This is a genomic window from Hydrogenophaga sp. (assembly GCF_030656115.1).
GTDB lineage: Bacteria > Pseudomonadota > Gammaproteobacteria > Burkholderiales > Burkholderiaceae_C > Hydrogenophaga.
Map to the genome: position 1 here is coordinate 17,463 of NZ_JAUSOO010000153.1, position 24,002 is coordinate 41,464.

Consider the following 24,002-nt stretch of genomic DNA (forward strand, 5'->3'; position numbering starts at 1 on the left):
CACCGCGCCCGTCCGCGCCGACTTTCGATTGAGATGCATGAACACGTACTCCAAAGGGCTGATGTGGTTCCGCCGCGATCTGCGTGCACAAGACAACGCCGCGCTGTACCACGCGCTCAAGGTCTGCCGCCAAGTGTGGTGCGTGTTCGTGTTCGACACCGACATTCTGGACCCCTTGCCCCGCGCCGACCGGCGGGTCGAGTTCATCCGCGAGTCGCTGGTGGAGCTCGATGCAAACCTTCGTGAACTCGGCCTGGCCAACGGCACGCAAGGCGTGGGTTTGATCGTGCTGCACGACCGGGCGGCAAAAGCCATAACCGCGCTGGCCCAGCGCCTGCAGGTGCAGGCGGTTTTTACCAACCACGACGACGAACCCGCTGCACTCGCTCGCGATGCCCACATTTTTGGCGACCTGGCCCACGCAGGCATCTTGTTGCACAGCCACAAAGACCATGTGATTTTTGAGCGGCGCGAGGTGCTGACACAGGCCGGCCACCCGTTTGGCGTGTTCACACCCTACAAAAACGCCTGGCTCAAACAGCTCACCCCTTACCACCTCAAGCCCTACCCCGTGACACGTTACACCCAGGCGCTGGCGGCTGTGCCCGCCGAATGGGCAGTACCCGTGCCAACACTGTCCAACATCGGCTTTGAGAAAACCAATCTCAGCCAATTGCCCATGCCCACCGGCACCAGCGGGGCACACCAGCTGTTTAAGGACTTCGTGCAGCGCATTGACCGCTACCACGAGGCGCGCAACTTCCCTGCGGTCAAAGGCCCCAGCTACCTCAGCGTGCACCTGCGCTTTGGCACGCTCTCGATGCGGCAAGTGGCGTCGGTGGCCCACCAGATGCACCTTCAAGGCATGGCCGGCGCGAGCACCTGGCTGTCGGAGCTGATCTGGCGCGACTTTTACCACCAGGTGCTGGCCAACTTCCCGCATGTGGTGGACAAAGCCTTCAAACCGGAATACGACCACATCAAATTCGAGCATGGCAAGCACAGCAAGGCGCTGTTTGCCGCGTGGTGCGAAGGACGCACCGGCTACCCGCTGGTGGACGCCGCCATGGCGCAGATCAACCAGACCGGCTACATGCACAACCGCTTGCGCATGGTGGTGGCCAGTTTCCTGGTGAAAGACCTCGGCATTGACTGGCGCTGGGGCGAGCGCTATTTCGCCGAACACCTGATCGATTTTGACCTGGCCGCCAACAACGGCGGCTGGCAGTGGGCCAGTTCCAGCGGCTGCGACGCCCAGCCCTACTTCCGCATCTTCAACCCAGTCACACAAAGCGAAAAGTTCGACCCCCACGGCAAGTTCATCCGGCGTTACCTGCCGCAACTCGCCGGCCTGCCCGACGCTGCGATTCACGCGCCCTGGAAGGCCAACGAAATCGAAATGGCCGAAGCCGGTGTGGTACTGGGCACCCACTACCCGGCGCCGGTGGTGGACCACGCCGAAGCGCGCGCGCGCACACTGCTGCGCTATGCGGTGGTAAAGAAACCGGGGGCCACCCCGAAATAAAAAACCCCGGGGAGGGTTCGTGCAGCGCAGGCGACATCCTGCTGCGAAGCAGCAGGGACTCTGTCTCAAACTTCTGCGGCGATCTTGGTGTAATGCGCGATCAGTGCCAGCAACTCGTCTTCAGGGTACGGCTTGCCAAGGTAGTGGTCCACCCCCAACTCGCGAGCATGTTCACGGTGTTTGTCGGCAATGCGTGACGTGATCATGATCACAGGCAAATCCGTCAGGCGCGGATCGCTGCGGATGTTTCGAACCAAATCGAATCCGTCCATGCGCGGCATCTCGATGTCGGACAGAACCACGTTAGGTCGCTCTTGCTGCAAGCGCTCCAGCGCCTGCAGACCGTCTGCAGCGAGCGACACGCGGTAGCCTTCTCGCTGCAATAGACGCTGGGTCACGCGGCGCACCGTGATGGAGTCGTCGACCACCAGCACGAGTGGCACCGCATTGGGCACCATGTCCATCGGAGTCTGCGCATCACCGGACACTTGCGGCGCTTGCCGCTGTTGCCTACCCAGCCATTCGCGCACCTGCGTTCCATACACTGTGGCCAGCGCCACAGGGTTGTAGATCAGTGCCACCGCACCCGATGCCAGTACCGACATACCCGCCAGACCCGGCAGACGCGAGAGCTGCGGCCCCAGATTCTTCACAACCACTTCCTGATTGCCCAGCACCTCGTCCACATGCATGGCCACACGTTGCGCAGCACTTCGGAAGATCACCACCGGCAAGGTACGGCCCTGGGCCTGCGTCGATTGTGCAGACGACAGCAACAGCGCACCACCCCAGTAGAAGGGCACTTCTTCAGTGCCCACCATGAGAAAGCCTTTGGCGTAAGCCTGAGCCAGTTCGTCGCTGGTGACTCGGCGCACCAATTCCACCAGGTTCGAGGGCACGCCCAGCGTAAGTGCACCTGCACGCAACATCACCACCTGGGTCACGGCGGTGGTCAGTGGCAATACCAGTTTGAACGTGGTGCTCTGACCTGGCTGGGTGCTGGTTTCAATGCGTCCACCCAGCGCCAACACGTCGTTGCGCACCACGTCCATGCCAATACCGCGGCCGGCCAATTCAGACACTTCGCGCACTGTACTGAGGCCCGCAGCAAACACCAACTGTGCTGCGGCTTCATCGCTGATGTGCGTGCCAGGCAACACATACCCCTGAGCGATGGCTTTTTCGCGCAGGAGCGGCAAATTCAGACCTGCACCGTCGTCGCGGAACACCACCGACACATCGTTGAGCTCCTGCACCAGCGCAATGGTGATATGGCCCTCTGCCGCCTTACCGGCAGCCAGACGGACCTCAGGAGCTTCAATCCCGTGAACCACGCTGTTGCGCAACAGGTGTTCAAAGGCGGCGGTCACTCGGTCCAGCACACCACGGTCCATTTCAATTTGACCGCCCGTAATGTCCAGACGCACCTGTTTGCCGGTCTCCTTGGAGGCCTGACGCACCACACGGTACAGCCGCTCGGAAATACCTTCGAACTCAACCATGCGCGTGCGCAACAGATCGCGCTGCAGTTCCCGGGTCTGGCGGGCCTGAGCAACCAAACCGTCTTCGGTCGACTCCACGGCACGCTGCAAATTGCGTTGCACGGTGGCCACGTCGTTCACCGACTCGGCCATCATGCGAGTAAGTTCCTGCACACGGGTAAATCGGTCGAACTCCAGCGGATCAAACGAGTGCTCAACATCACGCGCCTGGGCCAAACGCGACTGCATCTGGGTTTCAGCCTGCAATTCAATGTCTCTCAACTGCTGACGCAAACGATCCAAGTTACCGGTCAAATCTTTGAGGGAACCGCGCAAAGTGACCAACTCGGACTCCATGCGCGAACGCGTGGTCATGACCTCGCCGATCTGGTTGACAAGCCGGTCCAACAACTCTGAGCGCACGCGCACAGCCGCACCCGCACGGGCCTGAATGGGTGTCGGAAGTCTGGACAGCGACAAGCCGGTCAGCCCCTTGCCGGATACAAGAGTCGGTGCGGTGGACGCCATTGTGGCCAACGTTGACACATTGACCTGTTCAAGCAACGGCGGCGACATGGCATCCGCAGGCACCTGCTCTGGCGCCTGCTGAATCACATTCAGTGCTCCCAGGTCGGTGCGATTGAGCAGTTCAAAGCGGGCACTGATCGCATCAAAAGACGCCTCTAAAGGCTCCAGATCGGCACTGCGTTGCACGTCAGACCCCAAGCGCTCGGCCGTGGTTTCCATGCGGTGCACCATCTCACCCAGGCGCAAGGCACCCGAGAGACGCGCGCTGCCTTTGAGCGTGTGCAAGTGGCGCAAAACTTCTGACCGTGCACTGCCATTGTCAGGACGAGCAACCCACTGCCTCAGCGCCGCTCCCAATTGAGGCAGGAGCTCATGCGCTTCATCTGCGAATATGGGAAACAGGTCCGCATCAATGGTGTCGAGGACATCGATGTCATCATCAATGTCCTGCACCAAACCGGTCATGCGAGGGAGCAACTCAGACAAGCCGGCGGTCTCTACCGTAGGCAGCACCGCAGGAACATCCAACGGCATGGTTTCAGCAAGTACCTCAGGCGCTTGTGTGGCCACCGTAGGCGCAGCATCCCATGGCATGGAAGCTTCAATGTCAGCATCCTGCGCGACCGAATCATCCGCCAACTCGAAAGTTTCCTGCGGCAACTCATCTGGCACGGGTTCGTGCACCACCCGGTACAACGCTTCCAGCAACTCTGGCTTGGGTTCGTTCAAGAAACCAGCTGCAAATTGATGCAACAGGCGACGAATGTCCTCGGAAACCAAGACAAACAACTCGGCCTGCTCGGGCGTTGCCGCCCAACCTGCTTGTTGACGCAAACTCACCGATTCAAGGGCGTGCTCCAGCGCACGGGCAATATCCGAGAGCGACTGAAAACCCACCGTGGCCGAACTTCCTGCCAGCGAATGCGCCAACGCTTCGGCATGTGCAGGCACAGGCATGTGGCGCTCCAGCGCCCATTCGGCCATTTCGGTGTCCAAGCGACGAGACCATTCATCAGCCTCGTTCAGGTAGACGTTGTACAGCTTGATGCCAATGTGCAATGACCCAATGACCCGGGTTTGCTCGTCAGGCACCTCATCTTGGAATGACCCAGCCAACTCAACTGCACCGAGCGCCTCTGTTTCTTCTGTTTCCTGAATCTCAGAAAACGCTTCAACCGCCGCCCCCGTCTCAAGCAACACATGTGGTGCAAACACTTCATCCGTTGGTGAAACGGGAGGTTCAAGATGTTCGGTATCGTCCGGCGAACTTGAAACCACAGGCGCAGAGAGTTCTGACATCAGCCCATCAACGTCCTGTCCGGGCTCATCTGCACCAACGCGCGTACCACCGTCTAAAACCATTTCAGACAACGTATTCAACCGCAGGGCATCAGCATCGAGGTCGAAATCAATGCTGTCGCTGGTGCGTTCGGGATCGGATTGTGTATCCGAGACCAGGGACCGATCCTCGTCGAGATCCAGCGAAAGACCGTCCCAGACCAAAGACAGAGCGCTGGCGGGTTCATCGACCAATGCGGTTGGTCTCTCATCCGTTGGTGAAACGGGAGGTTCAAGATGTTCGGTATCGTCCGGCGCACTTGAAACCACAGGCGCAGAGAGGTCTGAGATCAGCCCATCAACGTCCTGTCCGGGCTCACCTGCACCAACGCGCGTACCACCGTCTAAAACCAATTCAGACAACGTATTCAACCGCAGGGCGTCGTCATCGAGGTCAAAATCAATGCTGTCGCTGGTGCGTTCGGGATCGGATTGTGTATCCGAGACCAGAGACCGATCCTCGTCGAGATCCAGCGAAAGGCCATCCCAGACCAAAGACAGAGCGCTGACGGGTTCATCGACCAATGCGGTTGGTCTTTCGCCTTCAGCCGCTTCAAACGCAGCCTCCTCATGCCCTGTCGCTGGCTGACTTGAGGACAACGCTTCAAGGCTACCGAAATTGATCTCTTCGAACGCCTGCTGCCCATGCACCGAGTCCGCAGCCTCGACAACAAAGAGGTCTGCGCGCTCGTGACCGACATCCCCAAACAACGGCATATCGGCAAATTCAACGGGCGTTTCGCTCAGCTCTGCTGCTTCAACGCCAACCTGAATTGGGGCTTGCTCCGTCGGCTCTTCTCGCATGTGGAGGAGCGGCGGTTCAGCCTCGGTAGGACGCTGCAGTTCAACAGCACCTTGTTCAGACACAGCATCGTCCTTGGCCGGATTTTTTGCTGAACCGTCTTCTAAATTTTCTGGCAAAGGAACCGAATCACCCAAGGCATCCGCTTCAGGCAACGGCTGGGCCGGCGCCAAAACAACCACCGCCGCAGAAACCGTGGGCGATGAACCAACCACAGGCCTCTCTGCTTGGCCCTCTTGCGCCGATGTTTGCAGATCAAGCGGTAGGTACTGCGCATGGTTGCGCCAAGCTTCGGCGCTGGTGCGGAACGGTTGGGCATGCCAACCGCCATCGGTGTGAGAGGCGATATCTTCAACCCAACGTGACAGCGCAACCATGGCATCGCCAGACAGGCTGAGCATATGGGAGTGCACCGCACGCTGCTCGGCCAAAGCGGCATTGACCAACTGCTCCATGGCCCAAGCCGCCTCACCGAACTCGGTCAACCCCACCATGCGTGAACTGCCTTTGAGGGTATGGAAAGCTCGGCGCAGCGTGGTGAGTTCTTCCAGGTTGGCTGGCTGCATTTTCAGCAGCCTCAGTGCTTCCAGGCCATTTCCGACCACTTCGCGCGCCTCTTCCAGGAAAATGTCTAAAAGCTCATCTTCTTCATTGTCTTCACTGGCCTGCGCGTTGGCAGCTGGGACGCTGACGGGAGACTCGGCCTGAGACAGATCAGTCGGCACCGATGCAGTCTCGACAGCGTCATCGGGCACCACAGTCTGGTCTGAACCGCTGACAACAAAATCCACATCGGGCTGAGAAGCCTCATGGTCCAGCGACTGGCTCCGATCGCTCAGACCAAACGCTTCGGGCAATCCCTCGGCTGCGTCCGGCATGCTGGCAAAAATGCCTTCACCGTCCTGGGGCGCAGACGCTTGGATTGCTTCAGGAGCCAGGTTGCGACCCATGAGGGGAAGCAACTCGCCTTTATCTTGATCGAAAACAAACAGTTTCTTGGCCAGCAAAGGCTGGTAGTTGAGCATGTCAACCAAAAAGCTCAAAGCACTCAAATTGTTGCCAAGCTGCTGGAAGGTACCCGCTTCACGCGCTTGATCTTTGTCCACATCGGTGTCCAGCATTTGATCGACCGTGGCGCGCATCCGCACAACGGTCTGCACCGCTTGATCAAGACCCAGCACCGACAGCACGCCGCGCATCTGCGCCAGCTGCGACACCGCGACATGCAGACAACCCTTTTCGTTGGGTGCACGGAAAAACTGATCCAGCGATTTTTCGGCCTCGCCCAGCGATACCTTGAGTTCACCCACAACGCTGCCCATCGTCTGACGATCGCTGACGCGGCGGTACAGTTGCTCCATCCAAGGGTCCAACGGCTGGGCAGCTGCACCTGCACGCACAAGCTCCAGTCTCGCGGCGAGCGCCTGAGTACGCTCGGTCATTTCAGCGTCGCTCGGATCAAAATCTTCGAATGCCGCCTCCAGATACAACGTCGTCGTAGCCACCTCCATGGCAAGCTCGGGACGAACGCCAGCCGGATCGTGGGCAGCCTGGTCTGCTGCTTTCAACAGTGCTTGTGCCAGCACGGTACTGGCTGGATGGAGCTTCAATAGCGAGTCGCCAATCAGACCGAACTGATCGACCACTTGACGCGCACGGCTGGCATCGCCACCAGAATACAGTGACCACGTTTCTTTCGCGGCGTTTATGCGTTTGCGTGCCTGGGCCAGAATGGCTGGGTCATAACGCCCAAGGGAAGCCAACTGATAGTCCACCGGCTCGGCGGCTTCCAGTCCGTATGCTTTGCGCACGGCCATCAGGTGCGGGGTATTTTCCAGCGTGCCCCCACGCGCTTGTGAACAGAAAAACAGCAGATCGTGGAGCAAAGTCTCCGAGACCTGGTTTTGCCCTTGGGCAAAAGACGCGAACTGCAGCAAAATGCGCGAAGCAGCACGCTTGACATACACATCGTCAGGCAGGAGTTGGTGTGCAACAGCTTCAAAATAAGCTGCCGTGACACGCCAGAACGTTTTTCTGCGAGCGTCGGCAGCACCAGCAGACAAACCCGCGCTGAATTTTGCCAACTGCTGCGCCCCGGCCGGGCTGTTCGTTTTGACAACCAACAAGACGAGCCGGTCAAACAACGATCGCATAGGGGCGTCGCAGTTCAAGGGTTGAATACCGGCAGGCGCTGCCACCTCAATGCCGCGTTGATCAAAAGACCACAAATCAGCCGGATGTATCCGCTCAGCTGCGGCCAACTCCTGGACTTCACGGTATTGGACGAACAAAGCCACCGGGTGTACAGGCTTGTTGTTGAGAACCGCTTCCAAATACTCAATGAGCGCGAAACTGGCTCGCTCAACCCTATTGGCTGCATCTTCGTCGCACACCAGCGGACGCCGTACAAAGCGCTGCACGGCGGCTTCCATGGAACGCAATACCTGAGCTGGAGCCGCAAGCCCGACCATTTCAAGAGCACCAACAGCTTGGTGCAACTGCTGACGCGCTACACGCAACGAACTGGGATCCACCGCCTCCAGATCGTTGTTGCGAGATTTTTCTGACTCACGGACGAAACGCTTGATCGCTTTGTTGGCAGCATCCAGCGATTTCCGTAACTCGTCAAACACCCAGGCCAGCGGACCGAGGTCGGCGATCGGAGCGTCCGTCTGCGAACTGTCGGTTCGTGTGGTGTCCAGCATGTTGGTGTGAAGTTGGGGCTCGAAAGTAAGTTAGGCGATCTTGAACCGTGCCACCGACTGGCGCAGATCCTCAGCCATGATGGACAGCTCGCGCACCTGCTGGGCCGTGGAGCGTGTACCCTCTCCGGTCTGTTCGGTTACAGCAAAAATGTGCTGAATGTTGCCTGCCACTTCGTTGGCAGAATCGGCTTCGCGGGAAGTGGAGTTAGAGATCTGCTCAATCAGATCAGCCAGCCGGCGTGACACACGGTCAATTTCAGACAGTGCGGTACCGGCGTTGTCCGACAGCTTGGCTCCCTCGACCACACCTTGTGTGGAGCGCTCCATAGCGGCCACAGCGTCTTGCGTATCGGTCTGAATCGCCTTCACCAGGGCAGCAATCTGACGGGTCGCGTCTGCGGATCGTTCAGCCAGTCGCTGCACCTCCTCAGCCACCACAGAGAAACCGCGCCCTGCTTCTCCTGCAGAGGCCGCCTGAATAGCAGCGTTGAGTGCCAATACGTTGGTCTGTTCGGTAATGTCAGAAATCAGCTCGGTAATTTCACCGATCTCCTGCGACGACTCACCCAGCCGCTTGATGCGCTTGGACGTTTCCTGAATCTGGTCGCGGATGGCATTCATACCACCAATGGCATCCTGCACCGCCTGCAGACCCGACTCGGCAGCCTGCAGAGAGACGCGAGCCACAGCAGCCGACTCTTGCGCCTGGCCAGACACTTGGTTGATTCGCTGCGCCATATCCACCACCGACTGACCAGTTTCGCGAATTTCGCGCAGCTGCTCGTTCGAAGCGGCCAACAGTTCGGTGGAGGTACTTTCCACCGCCGACGTGGTTTGCGCCACCCGTGTGGCCGTGGCCTGTACGTTGCCCACCAGCGAGCGCAACTCTTCCACCGTGTAGTTCACCGAGTCGGCAATGGCACCGGTGATGTCTTCGGTCACCGTAGCTTCTTGCGTCAGATCACCCTCGGCCACCGTTTGCAATTCGTTCATCAATCGCAAAATAGCCGCTTGGTTGGCATCATTGACTCGCTTGGCATCTTGTTCCAGCGACACGGCTGCTACACGCTGCGCTTCCGCCACGCCTTGGCGCTGGCGACTGTCCAGCAGCTGCACATAAGCCAGGCCCGCACCGCAAGACAACGCAAACAAAGCAGACAACAACAGCGCAGCAAGTGCACCGCCACCCAGACCGGAGCGCGAGGACAAATCGGTTTGCAAGGTTTGCAAGCCCAGACGCAGAGGTTCGCTGTCAGCAATGATGCTGGCCTGCGCCTCACGCGCCGAAACCAATCCCTGCAAGTTACCCAAAATAGCACCGGCTTCAGTTCGGGTTTCTTCATACAGTTTCAGCAGTGCGTCCAGACGCTCCCGAATCTGGTCATCGTCGGCAGGGGTCAAGCGCAACTCTTCACTGCCGTTAAGCAAACCTTCGGTAATTTCTTTGAAGGTGTTCAAATCTTTTCCAAGCAGAAATACCGCCTCGGGGCTCACGCCCTCCATGGTCAAGAACTCGTTGGCAGACTTGCCGATGCGCTGCGTCAACATCACCAACTGCCCCGATGCAGAAATTTCAGCAGCTGGCGCGTTTTTTTGGAGTTTGAGCGATGAAATGGTTTCAGCGATTTCCAGCAAGTCTGATGACTGTCGGTTGATCGTACGCAGCGCATTGCCCACCTGGGTCAGGATGGCTTGCTGGCTCAGCACCGCTGCCGCATTGCGTTCAGCGGCCTCCATTTTGGGCAGCAGCGTGTTCAGTTGCTCGCTGTATTGCTGGCCCAACGCGTCAATGGACAACTCAGCGTCGCCATCTTTAAGACCACGCAGGTTGCGCGCCAACACGTCAGAACTCTCACGCACTTCAGGAAATGCCGAAGGGCTGCCAATCAACGCTTGCGAAACGCTCTTGGCCAACCGCTGCGACTGCATCAGGGCCTGACCGCTGCTGGCCACTTGTTGACTGATTTTTTCTGTCTGGCTCAACGCAAAAAACGTTACGCCGCCGAGCACAATCAAGCCAAAAGCCAGCAAGGTGGCCAGCGTTCGTTGGTGCTGCTCAGCCGGCTTGCGACCCAGCAGCGGCACAGCCACCAAATCTGTCTGGACAGGAAAATCTTCATCATCGGCCATGCGACTTGCAGCAAAGTCGTCGTCGGATAGATTCGGCGCCAGCCGCACAGTGGCAAGGCTTGCCACCTCCTGATCGGTGGTGCCGCTCAGATCGGGTTCGTTCCCGGTTTTTTTCTTGAACAGTTCCTGGATTCGATCAAGCATGGCCATGAATAAACCTTCCAACAGAAAACAAAATACGTATCACCGGCATCAATCGACAGCTTTCAACCGTCATGCAGCGATGGCGAGGAATTCGGGTTTGGCCGCAAGTATCTGAAGATCAAGCTCCTGCCAAGGCAGGCCTTGGTGGTCTATCAGACGGCGGGTGAAGTAAGCGGGAGCACCTGCGGGGGTATCACCCAACTCGTGGAACATAGCGGGATTGCGCAAACCCTGCAAACGGTCGATCCATAAAACAGCATTAACCCCCAAGGCTGCATGCAAGCTGATCAAGCGTGACTCGGACGTGATACGTTCAGCAGAATGAGGCCACTCTGACGAAGGATCAATCAGTTGTCCAAGATCGATCACGCCATAGAGTCCCCCACGAAGGCTGGCTACGCCGGCATACCAAGGCTTGGTGAAAGGCACAACTTGCACCGAAGTCCAAGGGAAAATCTCACCAGATTGAACCAGAGGGAACAGGTAGCGCTGGCCCCGGGCTTCTACGGCCAACCACGATGCGGTAGCGGCTTCAGATTTGGCAGCGGTCAGACGTTGAGCCAGTCGTTCCTGCAAATCCCTAAGTGACTGTCGGTAGGCCATATGGGTGTTTATCAGGTCACGCGAAAGGTACGGCTTCGCTCAACCCAGCGCCCGCATTTTGGACAACAGCTCTTCAGCATTTACAGGTTTCGTGACATAGTCGCGCGCACCTTGCCGCATACCCCAGACGCGATCGGTTTCCTGATTTTTACTGGTACACATGATGATGGGAATGTCCGAATACTGAGGATCGCGGGTGATCGCTCGGGTCAGCTGAAAACCATTCTGACCGGGCAACACAACGTCCATCAAAATAAGCTCCGGCTTTTCCTCTCCTAGCCGACGAAAGGCCTCTTCCGCATTCTCGGCGGTGCGCACGCTGTATCCATTTTTAACCAACAAGTCCGACAAAACCATCAACTCGGTTTTCGAATCGTCCACGATCAACACTTTCTGGATAGACATCAAACAGCTCCGGTGTAATTAGCGCCAAACTGCTGCACCGCTTGCAACAACTGGTCTTTGGTAAAGGGTTTGGTGAGGTATTCCTGTGAGCCGACCATGCGACCACGCGCCTTGTCGAATACCCCATCTTTGGACGAGAGCATGACCACAGGAATATTGGAAAAACGAATGTTACGTTTGATGATGGCACAGGTCTGATAACCATCCAGACGCGGCATAAGTATGTCGCAGAAAACCAGATCAGGCTGGTAGTCATTGATCTTGGACAAAGCATCAAAGCCGTCGTCGGCCAACAGCACCTCGTGCCCACCCTGCTTGAGAAAAATCTCGGCGCTTCGGCGGATGGTATTGCTGTCATCAACCACCAAAACTTTCAGTGCAGGTGTCGTGCTCACAGTGGGATCGCTCCAGAAAACAGGTCAGAACAGGGGCCGCTTAACGGGCAGTAGACCCGATACCCGAACCACGAAGACTCACCACGGCATGGCGAATTAGCGTCAGATTTGTACCATTTCGAAATCTTCTTTGCGTGCACCGCACTCAGGGCATGTCCAGTTCATGGGCACCTGTGCCCACGGTGTTCCAGGCGCCACGCCATGCTCGGGATCGCCTGCAGCTTCGTCATAGATCCAACCACAGATCAGGCACATCCAAGTCTTGGTTTCAGTCATGGTTATAAGGGGCATTGTCATAGAATGCAATCATTGTATCGATCCCTACGAACCATCCGCAGGCCGCTTACAAGTCATTCTTGACCGGCCATCCGCTGGTTTTTTTCGTATGCACGCAAAGGCCCTTCAGGAACCTACCCGCGCTGCGCTTCACACAGCCCCCATGCCCGATACCCCTGAATCCCTTTCGCCGACCCCGGCCGGTGTGCCCAGCGAAACCAGCCTACCCTGCGTGATGGTGTTCAATGCCAACGACTCCAGTGGTGCAGGAGGTCTCAGCGCCGACATTACCGCCATGTCCAGCGCATCGGCCCATGTACTGTCGGTGGTGACGGGCGCTTACATCCGCGACACCACTGAGATTCACGACCACGTGACTTTCGATGAAGAGGCCGTGGGTGACCAGGCACGCTGTGCGCTGGAAGACATGCCCGTACAAGCCTTCAAAGTAGGCTTTGTGGGCAGCCCGGAAAACCTCAGCGTCATTGCCGAGATCACCTCCGACTACGCCGACGTGCCTGTGGTGACCTATATGCCCGACCTGTCGTGGTGGGACGAACTCGCCATTGAAACCTACCTCGATGCCTGCGCCGAACTGCTGCTGCCCCAGACCACCGTGCTGGTGGGCAACCACAGCACGCTGTGCCGCTGGCTGTTACCCGAATGGGAAGGCGACCGCGCACCGAGCCCGCGCGAGATTGCACGCGCTGCTGCAAACCATGGCGTACCCTATACCCTGGTCACCGGATTCAACGCCGCCGACCTTTACCTTGAGAGCCATCTGGCTTCGCCCGAAACGGTGCTAGCCACCGCCCGTTACGAGCGTTTTGAGGCCACATTTGCCGGGGCTGGAGACACATTGTCTGCAGCCTTGTGCGCGCTCATTGCTGGCGGCGCCGACCTGCAATCGGCTTGTGCCGAAGCCCTGACCTATCTGGACCAGTGTCTGGATGCCGGGTTTCAACCCGGCATGGGCCATGCTGTTCCAGACCGTCTGTTCTGGGCCCACGAAGATGAAATCGATAATGGCGATGTGGCGTCTCCATCCGAAACCGCACTGGATGCGAATGACTTTCCGTTGGACACCACCAGACACTGAGGGGATAGAAATGGAAGGGGATCCGCCATGCCCACTTTGACACCCCCTTGAAACCCTTACTGGCGACCTTGGCCAAGCGAGCCCCCCCCAAGCGGATACGTCCTACCCTGGCAATGCCCAGTATCCCAAGCCCCACGATTTGACGAGAACCGACCATGACCGATCGCAACCAAGACTTGTTTGAACGCGCCAAAGCCCTGATCCCGGGTGGCGTGAACTCCCCTGTGCGCGCCTTCAAGGCCGTGGGAGGCACGCCGCGTTTCGTGCAGCGCGCGCAAGGCGCCTACTTTTGGGACGCCAATGGCCAGAAATACATCGACTACATCGGCTCCTGGGGCCCGATGATTCTGGGCCACGGCCACCCGGCGGTGGTGGAAGCGGTACAAAAGGCCGTGCTGGAAGGCTTTTCCTACGGTGCGCCGACCGAGCGCGAGGTGGAACTGGCCGAAGAAATCATCAAGCTGGTGCCGTCCATCGACATGGTGCGCTTGGTCAGCTCGGGCACCGAAGCCGGGATGAGCACGATCCGCCTGGCGCGCGGCGCCACCGGGCGCAAGAAAATCATCAAATTTGAAGGCTGCTACCACGGCCATGCCGACGCCTTGCTGGTGAAAGCCGGTTCGGGTCTGGCCACGTTTGGCAACCCCACCAGCGCCGGTGTGCCACCCGAGGTGGTGCAGCACACCATCGTGCTCGAATACAACAACGTCGAGCAACTCGAAGCGGCCTTCGGTGAGCACGGCCCCGATGTGGCCTGCCTGATGATTGAGCCGATTGCCGGCAACATGAACTTCGTTCGAGCGAGCGTGCCATTCATGAAGCGCTGCCGAGAGCTGTGCACGCAACACGGCGCGCTGCTGGCGTTTGACGAGGTGATGACGGGCTTCCGTGTTGCACTCGGCGGCGCGCAAAGCGTGTACGCCCAGCTCATCCCCGGCTTCGAACCCGACATGACGGTGATGGGCAAAGTCATTGGCGGTGGCATGCCGTTGGCGGCCTTTGGCGCCAAGCGCGCGGTGATGGAACAGCTGGCTCCGCTGGGCGGCGTGTACCAGGCCGGCACGCTGAGCGGCAACCCGGTGGCCACGGCCTGTGGCTTGGCAACGCTGAAAGAAATCCAGAAACCCGGCTTTTTTGATGCGCTGTCGGCCACCACGCAGTCGCTGGTAAGCGGTCTGACCGCCGCAGCCACCGCAGAGGGCGTGACACTGTGCGGCGACAGCCAGGGCGGCATGTTCGGTTTCTTCCTGTTCGATCAACTGCCGCAGAACTACGCCAAGGTCATGACCACCGACGGCCCGCGTTTCAACACCCTGTTCCATGGCCTGCTGGACCGCGGCGTGTACATCGCCCCGGCGCTGTACGAAGCCGGGTTCGTGAGCGCAGCGCACACGGCGCAGGACATTGCGGACACCGTGTCAGCAGCCCGCGACGTGTTCAAGCTGCTGGCCAAATAGGCTGTGGGGTTGCTCCCTCTGGTAGAGGGAGTCAGACACTTTTCGGGAAGCGTCCGATGGTTCAGTGTCGGAAGTGGCGCACGCCGCTGTACACCATCACCACACCACGCTCGTTGGCCGCGTCGATCACCTCCTGATCGCGCATCGAGCCACCGGGCTGGATGACGCAGCTTGCACCCGCGTCCACCACCACATCCAGACCGTCGCGGAACGGGAAGAAGGCGTCGCTCGCCACCGCAGTGCCTTGCAGTGACAGGTTGGCATGACCGGCCTTGATGCTGGCGATGCGGGCCGAATCGAGGCGGCTCATCTGGCCAGCGCCCACGCCCATGGTCATGCCGTCCTTGCAGAACACAATGGCGTTGCTCTTCACGAACTTCGCCACCTTCCACGCGAACAGCAGGTCTTCCAGTTGTTGTTCGGTCGGCTGCAGCCGGGTCACGACCTTCAGATCGGCGCGCTGCAGCACGTGGTTGTCGGCGCTCTGCATCAGCAGGCCCGAGCCGATGCGCTTCACATCGGTGAGGTTCAGGCCCTTGTCCCACGCGGTGGGGCCACCCGGCGGCAGCGCAATCTCAAGCACGCGCACATTGGCCTTGGCCTTGAAGACCTCCAGCGCTTCGGGCGTGTAACCCGGTGCCATGAGCACCTCGACGAACTGCTTGCTGATGGCCTGGGCCCCGGCACCGTCGAGCACGCGGTTGCACGCGATGATGCCGCCGAAGGCGCTGGTCGGGTCGGTCTGGAAGGCTTTGCTGTAGGCCTCCAGCGCATCTTTGCCCACGGCCACGCCGCAGGGGTTGGCGTGTTTCACGATCACGCACGCGGGCACGTCGAAGCTCTTGACGCATTCCCAGGCGGCGTCGGCGTCGGCGATGTTGTTGTAGCTCAGCTCCTTGCCCTGCAGCTGTTTCGCAGTGACCAGCGAACCGGGCGCGGGGTACAGGTCGCGGTAGAAGGCGGCGGTCTGGTGCGGGTTCTCGCCGTAGCGCAGGTCCTGCAGCTTGACGAAACGGCCGTTGGCCTGGCCGGGGTACTCGGCGCGTTTCGGCACGCTGGCACCCTCTTCAAACTGAATCGACGAGAGGTAATCGCTGATCGCGCCGTCGTACTGGCTGATGCGGTTGAACGCGGCGACCGACAGGGCGAAGCGCGTCTTGTCGCTCAGCTTGCCGCTGGCTTTCAGCTCGTCGATCACGGCGGGGTACTGGGCCGCGTCGGTCAGCACCGCCACGTCTTTCCAGTTCTTGGCCGCGCTGCGCACCATGGCCGGGCCGCCGATGTCGATGTTCTCGATCGCGTCTTCCAGCGTGCAGCCGGCCTTGGCCACGGTGGCCTCAAACGGGTAGAGGTTGACGATCAGGATGTCGATGGTGTCGATGCCGTGCGTCTTCAAGGCAGCCATGTGCTCAGGCACATCGCGGCGCGCCAGCAGGCCGCCATGCACCTTGGGGTGCAGGGTCTTGACACGGCCATCGAGCATTTCAGGAAATGCCGTCACTTCAGCCACTTCGGTGACCGGCAAGCCGTTTTCAGCCAGCAGCTTGGCGGTACCACCGGTGGAAATGAGGGCCACACCCAGACCGTGCAGGGTCTGGGCCAGTTCGACGATGCCGGTTTTGTCAGAGACGGAGATGAGTGCGCGCATGGGATGGTTCAGCGTTAAGGAAAAAGGTAGGGCCAGAAGAAGACCGCAGCAAAGTGCCGGGCTTCACAGCAGATGGTGTTCGAGCAGTTTTTTGCGCAACGTGTTGCGGTTCAGGCCGAGCCATTGGGCGGCACGGGACTGGTTGTTTTGGGCCTGTTCCATCACCACTTCGAGCAGCGGCTTTTCGACCGCCTTGACCAGCATGTCGTGCAGGCCGGCCGGGTCGGTGCCGTTGAGATCGCGAAAGTAATCTTCCAGGCTAGCACGAACACAGTCGTGCAGGTTGTTGTGGGAGCTCATGCGGCCAGTTTCCAGTTGTCTTCTCGGGTCGTGTCTTGTTCGGGCCGGGCGCAGGCCCAGGCATCGAGGTGCTCGCGCACGCAGTCCAGCTGCGCCTGCGCTGTGGTCAGGGTGTTGATCTGTGCGCGGAACAACGCAGCAGCACCCATGGGCAAAGGCAGCGCTTGCGCGTACCAGCCCAGGTGCTTGCGGGCGCTGCGCACGCCGGTGAATTCGCCGTACAGGTGGTAGTGGTCTTCAAGATGGTCCAGCAGCCAGGTTTTCACCTCGGGCAGTTCGGGCGGGGGCAGGTGTTCGCCGGTGGCCAGAAAGTGGGCGATTTCACGAAAAATCCAGGGTCTGCCCTGCGCCGCGCGGCCCACCATGACGGCGTCAGCCCCGGTGCGGGCGAGCACCTCGCGGGCCTTTTCGGGACTGTCGATATCGCCGTTGGCCACCACCGGAATCTTCACCCGGCTCTTGATGTGGGCCACGGTGTCGTGTTCGGCCCAGCCTTTGTAACCTTGTTCGCGGGTGCGGCCATGCACGGTGAGCATCTGCACGCCCGCCGACTCGGCGGCCAGCGCAATGGTCGGCGCATTCTTGCCTTGGGCAGACCAGCCGGTGCGCATTTTCAGCGTCACCGGCACGCCGTGTGGCGCACAGGCGTTCACCACGGCTTGCACGATCTCGATGGCCAGCGCTTCGTCTTGCATCAGGGCCGAACCGGCCCATTTGTTGCACACTTTCTTGGCCGGGCAGCCCATGTTGATGTCGATGATCTGGGCGCCGCGGTCGATGTTGTAGCGCGCGGCGTCGGCCATCATTTGCGCGTCGGTGCCGGCGATCTGCACCGCGATCGGGCCGGGCTCGCCGCTGTGGTCGGCGCGGCGCGAGGTCTTCAGGCTGTCCTGCAAATCGGGGCGCGAGGTCACCATTTCGCTCACCGCATAGCCCGCGCCCAGCCGTTTGCAAAGTTTGCGAAACGGGCGGTCGGTCACGCCCGCCATGGGTGCGACAAACAAAGCGTTGGGCAGGGTATACGGACCCAGTTGCATGGTGATGGGAGAATGGTTGGTGCACAGCCGCACAGAACCCGGTCAAAGCGGGGGGAAAGGGATGGGCATTGTATCTGCCTGTTTTTTCAGCAGGCGATATGCTGTACCACGCCGTTCTTGACGCTCCCACCGCCCAACACTCCACCCATGCCCGACTGGATCCTTTCCTTGTTGCAACTGCTGGCCTTGCCCGAGGTCGGCTTGAGCACCGTGTTTGTGGTGGCCTTCTTGTCGGCCACGCTGCTGCCCATGGGCTCCGAGCCGGCGGTGTTTGGGCTCATCAAGCTCAGTCCCGAACTGTTCTGGCCTGTCATTTTCGTGGCCACGGCCGGCAACACACTGGGCGGCGCGGTGAGCTGGGCCATGGGTCTGGGCGCGCACAACGTGGTGGACAAAGCCAGCCACGGCCACACGCCGCACCCGCGTGCCCTGCGCTGGCTGGAGCGCTTTGGACCCAAGGCCTGCCTGCTGTCGTGGCTGCCGGTGGTGGGCGACCCGCTGTGCGCCGTGGCTGGTTGGCTCAAATTTCCGTTCTGGCCCTGCGTGGCCTACATGGCGGTGGGCAAGTTCGCCCGCTATCTCACCATGACGGCCGCCCTGCTCTGGGTGTTCCCTGGGGGACTCCCGTTCTGATGCCACCGGCGCTGCAGGGCGATACTTGAACGCTCTTCACCCTGTTCCCACCGCTCCCACATGACCCACCCCCAACGCGACGCCGCCCTGCCGCGCGCCCTCTGGGCGCTGATGATGGGCAATTTCGTCATCGGCACCGGCATCATGGTGGTGCCAGGCACGCTCAACGACATCAGCCAGTCGCTGGGCGTGTCCATTCCACAAGCCGGCCAGCTCATCACGGCGGGTGCAATTCTGATGGGCCTGGGCGCGCCCACCTTTGCCACCCTGGTGGCCGGCTGGGACCGCCGGCGCCTGCTCACGCTCTCGCTGGTCTGGTACGCGCTGCTCATGGGCATCTGTGCGCTGGCGCCCAGCTACACCGCCCTGCTGCCGCTGCGGGTGCTGGCGGTCATTTCGCCCGCCATCTTCACGCCGCAGGCCGCCGCCAGCATCGGCCTGATGGTGTCGTCCGAACGCCGCGGGCGCGCCATCACGTTTGTCTTCATGGGCTGGTCGGTGGCGTCGGTCCTGGGCATGCCGCTGTCGGCCTGGATCGGCGGCGCCTTCGGCTGGCGCTGGGCCTTCGGCCTGGTGAGCCTGATGGCGGTGGTGAGCGCGGTCTGGGTCTGGCGCGCCATGCCCGACGGCATCCGACCCGCCGCGCTGTCGCGCGACGCCTGGCGCCAGACCCTGGGCTCGGCACAGCTGATGCTCGCCCTGGGCGTGACCCTGCTCTCGGGTTTCGGACAGTTCATCCTGTTTTCGTATTTCGCGCCCTACCTGCAGCAGACGCTGGCCACCAGCGCCACCACGCTCTCGCTGCTGTTCCTGTGGTTCGGCGCCTTCGGCCTGGCGGGCACCCTGGGGCTCACGCGCTGGGTCGACCGCATGGGCGCACCGCGCGCGGTGTTGCTCACCCTGGGTCTGATGGCGCTGAGTCTGGCGATCTGGCCGTTGGGCCGACAAGGCCTGTGGGTCCAGGCGCTGGTGATGGTGCCCTGGGCACTGGGCTGCTTTGCCGCCAACTCGGCCCAGCAGGCGCGGCTGGTGCACCTCTCGCCGATCCTGGCACCGGCCACTGTGGCCCTCAACACCTCGGCCATCTACGCCGGCCAGGGTCTGGGGGCTGCGCTGGGCGGCCTGCTGATCGCGCAGGGCCACATGCTGAACCTGCACAGCGTGGGCCTGGCGCTCATGCTGCTGGCCATGGGCCTGAGCGTGTGGGCTCAGAAGCGCTCGGTGGGCAGCAGGTCTTGATCTGCGCAGAATGGCGTCGTCAGCCGGCCTGACGGCAGTCCACAAAGGCCCTGGGAGCCAGCATCTCGGTGGGCAACAGATCGAAGTAGCGCCGGATCGCCCGGGACGCGTGCGACGCGTCGTAGAAGCCCCCGGCGCTGACCAGCTCCGTGGCGCTGTGCGGTTGCCCGCGCTGCTGTGCCTCGCACGCCCCGACGGCCACCAGATAAAGCCTGACCCACGACTGGTAGCTCGAAAGGGTCATGCCGACCTGTTGCCGAAACAGCTTGCGCACATGCTCGGCCGACAGGCCCAGTTCACGGGCCATGGTGGCCGGACTTGCCCTGCCCTCACCTCGCTGATGCAGGCGCTCACGCAAGCCGGCCAGCCGTGGGTCCATGCGAGTCGAACCACCGCAAAGATCTGCCACTTCGGCCAGCACCCCGGCCACCCACCGCCCGGCCTGCGCGGCGTGCACTGCACCGCCGCACAGGTCTTCCAGGTCAACACCGTTGCGATGCATCAGGTCGGCATCTGGCCATGGCGCCACGCTGTCCTGCGCGCGCTGCTGCAGGCTGACGCCCACGTCGGACAAGGGGTCCACGTAGAGGAAGGCCATGGCGCTGCGCCCGGTCATGCAGCTCCAGGCCCCGCTGGCATGCAAGAGCACCGGCGCGCAGACCTCGCTGCCATTGCGCAGCGTCAGCGTGGCAGGGCGCAGCGGCGGCCCGAAAACCAGCGCCGGCGCAACGTTCTGGGACAGGTTGAACCGCAGATCCGGATCGGCATACAGAAGCCAGTCGTGGCCCAGATAGACCACCCCGGGAATGGCATGACTGCCCAGCATTGGTGATTACCCCCGGTTCCCCGTGGCGTACAAGACGCCGGAATCTTCTCTTCCTAGCATGGGCCACGTTCGTCGCATCAGGCCAGATGCCTTGACCGGCCCGGTGGTGCGCGAGCGGTCCCCTCTTTGCAAGGAAGTACATTGATGAAACACCCATCCAGCATAAACCCAGCCCTGCCCCAAGGGGTCCGCGCCCGGGCTCTGACCGGCTCTCTGCTCGGCACCCTCCTGCTCGCCGCCTGCGGCGGGAGCGACACGCCGCCACCCCCCTCATCCCGGCCGCTCGCCCAATCGTGCGCGGCGTATGTGCCCAGCAACCTGCCAGTCAATGCCACCTTCCTGCGCACCGAGCTGCGGGAAACCCAGACCGTGACAGAAACGCACTATGCCACCGGGGAGCCCATCACCATGCCCAGGGCCTGCATCGTGCGGGGCACCATCGCGTCCGGCCCCGGCTCCACCATCCACTGGGCCGTGGAGCTGCCCGAGGGCGCCGACTGGAACGGCAAGACCATGACGCTGGGTGGCGGCGGCTTCGACGGCTTCATGCCCACCGACGACCCGTGGCACGTGAAGTACGTGCAGAGCGATGCGGCGTTGTCGTTCGTGCGCATCAGCTCCGACTCGGGCCACCAGACGGAAGACTTTGCCTGGGCCACGGACCCTGTCGCCCTGCAAAACCACGCCGACGAAGCCAACCACCTGGCCTTGCAGGTGGGCACGCACATCGCCACCCAGTTCTACGGCAAGGCCCCCACGCGCCGCTACATGGTCGGCCACTCCAATGGCGGGCGTTCGGGCCTGATCGCAGCCGACCGCTACCCCAACGACTACGACGGCGTGCTGGCCATGGCCCCGGCCATCAGCCAGCAGGCGCATCAGGTGAACATGGGAGGATTCAACCGCTGGATCTATGGTCGCCACGCGGACGGCAACCCGGACACCAGCCTGCCCGCGCAAGCCAACTGGATCAGCCCCGGCAAGTCGGCCCTGTACGCCGCCGCCGAGATCGCGGCCTGCGACGCGCTGGACGGACTGACCGACGGCATCATCGGCAACGTCGAGGCCTGCACCTACGTGCCCACCGACCTGCAGTGCGCGGACGATGTCGCAGGCGCCCAGGACGACAGCTGTCTCACCACGGGCCAGATCGAAGCCATTCGCCTGAACTACGCCGACAAGACCGTGCCCCTCACCCTGGCCAACGGCATGACCGGCTATGAACGCTACGGACGCGGTGGCGCCGCCACCGGCGACTGGCAGGTTTACGCCTTCGGCTTCGAGTACGACGGCGGCTTCCTGAGCAAGGGCTTCAGCTACATCGCACCGACCTCTGTCATCCAGGCCCTGACGGGTTCCGAGTCAGCCGACTCGATGAACCACGACCCGCTGGGCATGGCCACGCAATGGCAGGCCCTGGCCAACACCATGGAGCCTTCCACCGACCTGGTCAACTTCGGCCAGCGCAGCAAACTGCTGGTCTGGTACGGCATGGCCGACACCTGCGTCTCGGTCTACCGCACCGCCGCCTATCTGGACCAGGTGCGTCAGACCAGCGGCAGCGCCGCCTTCGACCGCTTCGCGCGTTTTGTCACCTCGCCGGGTGTGGGGCACGACCTGACCGGCCCGGGGGCGGCCAAGGCCGACCTGATCACCGCACTGGTGGATTGGGTGGAAAAAGACGTCGCACCCGACCAGCTGGTGGCGACCGGCTCCTCCGACGCTGGCACGTTCGAGCGGCCGCTGTGCCCCTTCCCCAGCTTCCCCAAATACACAGGCAGCGGCGACACCAGCAAGGCCACCAGCTTCACCTGCTCGGTCAGCTGAGACTGCCGACGCGCAAGCACTCGGCATGAGGCACCCCACCCGGGGATGCCCCGTGCCGGGCCACCGCGAGCGCCCCCTGACCAGAATCAGAAGCGCTCGTAGCCCAGCAGGTAGCGCCACTCGCCCACGGGCAGACCGGCCAGAGAAATGCGGCCCAGCCGCAAGCGGCGCAAGGCGGTGAGCTGCAGGCCCGCGCGCTCGCACAGGTGCGCCACCTGGCCTGGCCGGTTGCCTTTGATCGCCAGGCGCAAGCGCAGCTCGCTCTGCCAGCTGGCACGCGCCGAAGGCACGGCCCAGCCGTCAAAGAACAGGGCTTTGCCCAGCGAGCGGAGCACCGCCTCGCGGCGGGCGTCGTCTTCCAAATCCGGATCGGCCGCCACCTCGGCCAGCCACTCGTGCTCCAGCTGCGCTGCGTCGTCCGTCATCTTGCGTGCCACGCCCGGGTTCTGGGTGAACACCATCAGGCCGCTGGCCTTGGTGCCCAGCGGCGCCACGGGCAGCAGCTTGTGCAGGTGCGCCTTGAGCGGGCGCACACCCGAGCGGTCGCCCTTGAAGCGGTTGCTGTCGGTGAACCATTTGGCGGCCAGCGCGTCGGGCAGCAGCGGTTCGTCGGGCAGTACCCGGTTGGCCGGCTTGTGCCAGATCAGCGTGATCGACTCCAGTGGCTCCATCTTGGCCTTGGGGTCCAGCGCCACCGTCTGGTCGTCGCGAACCCGCTCCATCGGTTCTTCCACCACCACGCCGTCCACCCGCACCCAGCCCCCGGCGATGTAGTTTTCGGCGTCGCTGCGCGAACAGGGCAGCTGCGCCGCCAGGCGCTTGGACAGGCGTTGGGCTTCGGGCCGCTGGGCGTGGGTCATGCTCAGCTGCTGAACAAGAAGTTCAGCACGTCACCGTCTTTGACCACGTAGTCTTTGCCTTCGGCGCGCATCTTGCCGGCGTCTTTGGAGCCATGCTCGCCTTTGTAGGTGATGTAGTCGTCAAAACCGATGGTCTGGGCGCGGATGTAGCCCTTCTCGAAGTCGGTATGGATCACGCCAGCGGCCTGCGGGCCGGTGTCGCCCACGTGAATGGTCCAGGCGCGCACCTCTTTCACGCCGGCGGTGAAATAGGTTTGCAAACCCAGCAGCTTGTAGGCGGCGCGAATCAGGCGGTTCAGGCCCGGTTCGCTCTGGCCCAGCTCTTCCAGAAACATCTGGCGGTCTTCGTCGCTCATCTCGCTCATTTCGGCTTCGAGCTTGGCGCAAATGGCCACCACCGGCGCATTTTGCGCATCGGCAAACGCCTTCAGCCGGTCCAGCAACGGGTTGTTTTCAAACCCGTCTTCGGCCACATTGGCCACAAACATGGCTGGCTTGGCCGTGATCAGGAAAAACTGTTTCAGCAGCGGGCGCTCTTCTTTGCTGAAGTCGATCGTGCGCACCGGCTTGACCTCGTTCAGCGCCGCCTGGCACTTTTCCAGAATCGCCACCAGCTTGATGGACTCCTTGTCGCCCGAGCGCGCCGTTTTCTGCACGCGGTGCAAGGCTTTTTCCACCGCCGCCAGGTCGGCCAGGCACAGCTCGGTCTGAATGACCTCAATGTCGGCGATCGGGTCCACCTTG

At 61.5% G+C, this 24,002-nt stretch carries 18 protein-coding genes; 6 read left to right on the forward strand and 12 right to left on the reverse strand.

From position 1 onward, the window contains the following. The first annotated feature begins 37 nt into the window (after positions 1 to 37). Complete coding sequence (locus tag Q7J58_RS20330; protein ID WP_304831615.1) at positions 38 to 1,525, forward strand: deoxyribodipyrimidine photo-lyase; 1,488 nt, start codon at positions 38 to 40, stop codon at positions 1,523 to 1,525. Positions 1,526 to 1,590: 65 nt separating this feature from the next. On the opposite strand, the gene Q7J58_RS20335 is transcribed toward Q7J58_RS20330, so the two are convergent. From Q7J58_RS20335 to Q7J58_RS20360, 6 genes are all read right to left on the reverse strand, one after another. Continuing rightward, a complete protein-coding gene (locus Q7J58_RS20335; protein ID WP_304831616.1) occupies positions 1,591 to 8,379 on the reverse strand; it encodes an Hpt domain-containing protein in 6,789 nt (2,262 codons plus the stop codon). A gap of 30 nt (positions 8,380 to 8,409) precedes the next feature. Continuing rightward, positions 8,410 to 10,659, reverse strand: coding sequence for a methyl-accepting chemotaxis protein (locus tag Q7J58_RS20340; protein ID WP_304831617.1), 2,250 nt, complete (start codon positions 10,657 to 10,659; stop codon positions 8,410 to 8,412). A 63-nt stretch (positions 10,660 to 10,722) separates the two neighbouring features. Then, positions 10,723 to 11,256, reverse strand: a complete 534-nt coding sequence (locus Q7J58_RS20345; protein WP_304831619.1) for a chemotaxis protein CheW — start codon at positions 11,254 to 11,256, stop codon at positions 10,723 to 10,725. 39 nt (positions 11,257 to 11,295) lie between these two features. Beyond that, entirely contained in the window at positions 11,296 to 11,661 is a 366-nt protein-coding gene (locus Q7J58_RS20350) for a response regulator (protein WP_304831621.1), read from the reverse strand. Beyond that, positions 11,661 to 12,056 carry a response regulator gene (locus Q7J58_RS20355; RefSeq protein WP_304831623.1) on the reverse strand — a complete coding sequence of 132 codons (396 nt, stop codon included), beginning with the start codon at positions 12,054 to 12,056 and terminating at the stop codon, positions 11,661 to 11,663. The genes Q7J58_RS20350 and Q7J58_RS20355 overlap by 1 nt, the downstream gene beginning before the upstream one ends. A gap of 102 nt (positions 12,057 to 12,158) precedes the next feature. Then, positions 12,159 to 12,332 (reverse strand): rubredoxin, encoded by a 174-nt coding sequence (locus Q7J58_RS20360; protein WP_304831625.1) that lies wholly within the window; start codon positions 12,330 to 12,332, stop codon positions 12,159 to 12,161. 163 nt (positions 12,333 to 12,495) lie between these two features. Here Q7J58_RS20360 and Q7J58_RS20365 point away from each other — a divergent pair, with 163 nt between their 5' ends. Then, positions 12,496 to 13,431 carry a bifunctional hydroxymethylpyrimidine kinase/phosphomethylpyrimidine kinase gene (locus tag Q7J58_RS20365; RefSeq protein WP_304831627.1) on the forward strand — a complete coding sequence of 312 codons (936 nt, stop codon included), beginning with the start codon at positions 12,496 to 12,498 and terminating at the stop codon, positions 13,429 to 13,431. A 155-nt stretch (positions 13,432 to 13,586) separates the two neighbouring features. After that, positions 13,587 to 14,888, forward strand: a complete 1,302-nt coding sequence (gene hemL / locus Q7J58_RS20370; protein ID WP_304831629.1) for a glutamate-1-semialdehyde 2,1-aminomutase — start codon at positions 13,587 to 13,589, stop codon at positions 14,886 to 14,888. A gap of 61 nt (positions 14,889 to 14,949) precedes the next feature. Here the strand turns inward: hemL and purH are convergent, their stop codons facing one another. From purH to dusB, 3 genes are all read right to left on the reverse strand, one after another. Beyond that, positions 14,950 to 16,536 carry a bifunctional phosphoribosylaminoimidazolecarboxamide formyltransferase/IMP cyclohydrolase gene (gene purH, locus Q7J58_RS20375; protein ID WP_304831631.1) on the reverse strand — a complete coding sequence of 529 codons (1,587 nt, stop codon included), beginning with the start codon at positions 16,534 to 16,536 and terminating at the stop codon, positions 14,950 to 14,952. A gap of 63 nt (positions 16,537 to 16,599) precedes the next feature. Next, positions 16,600 to 16,836, reverse strand: coding sequence for a Fis family transcriptional regulator (locus Q7J58_RS20380; RefSeq protein WP_304831632.1), 237 nt, complete (start codon positions 16,834 to 16,836; stop codon positions 16,600 to 16,602). Next, complete coding sequence (dusB, locus tag Q7J58_RS20385; RefSeq protein WP_304831634.1) at positions 16,833 to 17,873, reverse strand: tRNA dihydrouridine synthase DusB; 1,041 nt, start codon at positions 17,871 to 17,873, stop codon at positions 16,833 to 16,835. Before dusB ends, Q7J58_RS20380 begins: the two co-directional genes overlap by 4 nt. A 147-nt stretch (positions 17,874 to 18,020) precedes the next feature. On the opposite strand from dusB, the gene Q7J58_RS20390 reads away from it, so the two are divergent. Together Q7J58_RS20390 and Q7J58_RS20395 are read left to right on the forward strand one after the other, a co-directional pair. After that, positions 18,021 to 18,506: a YqaA family protein gene (locus Q7J58_RS20390; RefSeq protein ID WP_304831636.1), complete on the forward strand. Its 486-nt coding sequence runs from the start codon at positions 18,021 to 18,023 to the stop codon at positions 18,504 to 18,506. Positions 18,507 to 18,566: 60 nt separating this feature from the next. Next, a complete protein-coding gene (locus Q7J58_RS20395; protein ID WP_304831637.1) occupies positions 18,567 to 19,745 on the forward strand; it encodes an MFS transporter in 1,179 nt (392 codons plus the stop codon). 19 nt (positions 19,746 to 19,764) lie between these two features. On the opposite strand, the gene Q7J58_RS20400 is transcribed toward Q7J58_RS20395, so the two are convergent. After that, the gene (locus Q7J58_RS20400) at positions 19,765 to 20,571 is read right to left on the reverse strand and encodes an AraC family transcriptional regulator (protein ID WP_304831639.1); all 807 of its coding nucleotides are present in this window, start codon (positions 20,569 to 20,571) and stop codon (positions 19,765 to 19,767) included. A gap of 144 nt (positions 20,572 to 20,715) precedes the next feature. On the opposite strand from Q7J58_RS20400, the gene Q7J58_RS20405 reads away from it, so the two are divergent. Next, entirely contained in the window at positions 20,716 to 22,398 is a 1,683-nt protein-coding gene (locus Q7J58_RS20405) for a tannase/feruloyl esterase family alpha/beta hydrolase (protein ID WP_304831641.1), read from the forward strand. Between the two features lie 86 nt (positions 22,399 to 22,484). Here the strand turns inward: Q7J58_RS20405 and Q7J58_RS20410 are convergent, their stop codons facing one another. Further along, positions 22,485 to 23,258, reverse strand: coding sequence for an RNA pseudouridine synthase (locus tag Q7J58_RS20410; protein WP_304831643.1), 774 nt, complete (start codon positions 23,256 to 23,258; stop codon positions 22,485 to 22,487). Between the two features lie 2 nt (positions 23,259 to 23,260). Continuing rightward, a partial coding sequence (gene ychF / locus Q7J58_RS20415; protein WP_304831645.1) for a redox-regulated ATPase YchF occupies positions 23,261 to 24,002 on the reverse strand: 742 nt, incomplete at its 5' end.

Bases quoted from the DNA above. Each gene is read 5' to 3' on its own strand.
- Q7J58_RS20395 (WP_304831637.1), top strand. From the start codon at position 18,567: ATGACCCACCCCCAACGCGACGCCGCCCTGCCGCGCGCCCTCTGGGCG.
- Q7J58_RS20360 (WP_304831625.1), bottom strand. From the start codon at position 12,332: ATGACTGAAACCAAGACTTGGATGTGCCTGATCTGTGGTTGGATCTAT.
- Q7J58_RS20390 (WP_304831636.1), top strand. From the start codon at position 18,021: ATGCCCGACTGGATCCTTTCCTTGTTGCAACTGCTGGCCTTGCCCGAG.
- hemL (WP_304831629.1), top strand. From the start codon at position 13,587: ATGACCGATCGCAACCAAGACTTGTTTGAACGCGCCAAAGCCCTGATC.
- Q7J58_RS20365 (WP_304831627.1), top strand. From the start codon at position 12,496: ATGCCCGATACCCCTGAATCCCTTTCGCCGACCCCGGCCGGTGTGCCC.
- Q7J58_RS20380 (WP_304831632.1), bottom strand. From the start codon at position 16,836: ATGAGCTCCCACAACAACCTGCACGACTGTGTTCGTGCTAGCCTGGAA.
- Q7J58_RS20345 (WP_304831619.1), bottom strand. From the start codon at position 11,256: ATGGCCTACCGACAGTCACTTAGGGATTTGCAGGAACGACTGGCTCAA.
- Q7J58_RS20405 (WP_304831641.1), top strand. From the start codon at position 20,716: ATGAAACACCCATCCAGCATAAACCCAGCCCTGCCCCAAGGGGTCCGC.
- Q7J58_RS20400 (WP_304831639.1), bottom strand. From the start codon at position 20,571: ATGCTGGGCAGTCATGCCATTCCCGGGGTGGTCTATCTGGGCCACGAC.
- Q7J58_RS20335 (WP_304831616.1), bottom strand. From the start codon at position 8,379: ATGCTGGACACCACACGAACCGACAGTTCGCAGACGGACGCTCCGATC.
- Q7J58_RS20330 (WP_304831615.1), top strand. From the start codon at position 38: ATGAACACGTACTCCAAAGGGCTGATGTGGTTCCGCCGCGATCTGCGT.
- dusB (WP_304831634.1), bottom strand. From the start codon at position 17,873: ATGCAACTGGGTCCGTATACCCTGCCCAACGCTTTGTTTGTCGCACCC.
- Q7J58_RS20410 (WP_304831643.1), bottom strand. From the start codon at position 23,258: ATGACCCACGCCCAGCGGCCCGAAGCCCAACGCCTGTCCAAGCGCCTG.
- Q7J58_RS20350 (WP_304831621.1), bottom strand. From the start codon at position 11,661: ATGTCTATCCAGAAAGTGTTGATCGTGGACGATTCGAAAACCGAGTTG.
- purH (WP_304831631.1), bottom strand. From the start codon at position 16,536: ATGCGCGCACTCATCTCCGTCTCTGACAAAACCGGCATCGTCGAACTG.
- Q7J58_RS20340 (WP_304831617.1), bottom strand. From the start codon at position 10,659: ATGGCCATGCTTGATCGAATCCAGGAACTGTTCAAGAAAAAAACCGGG.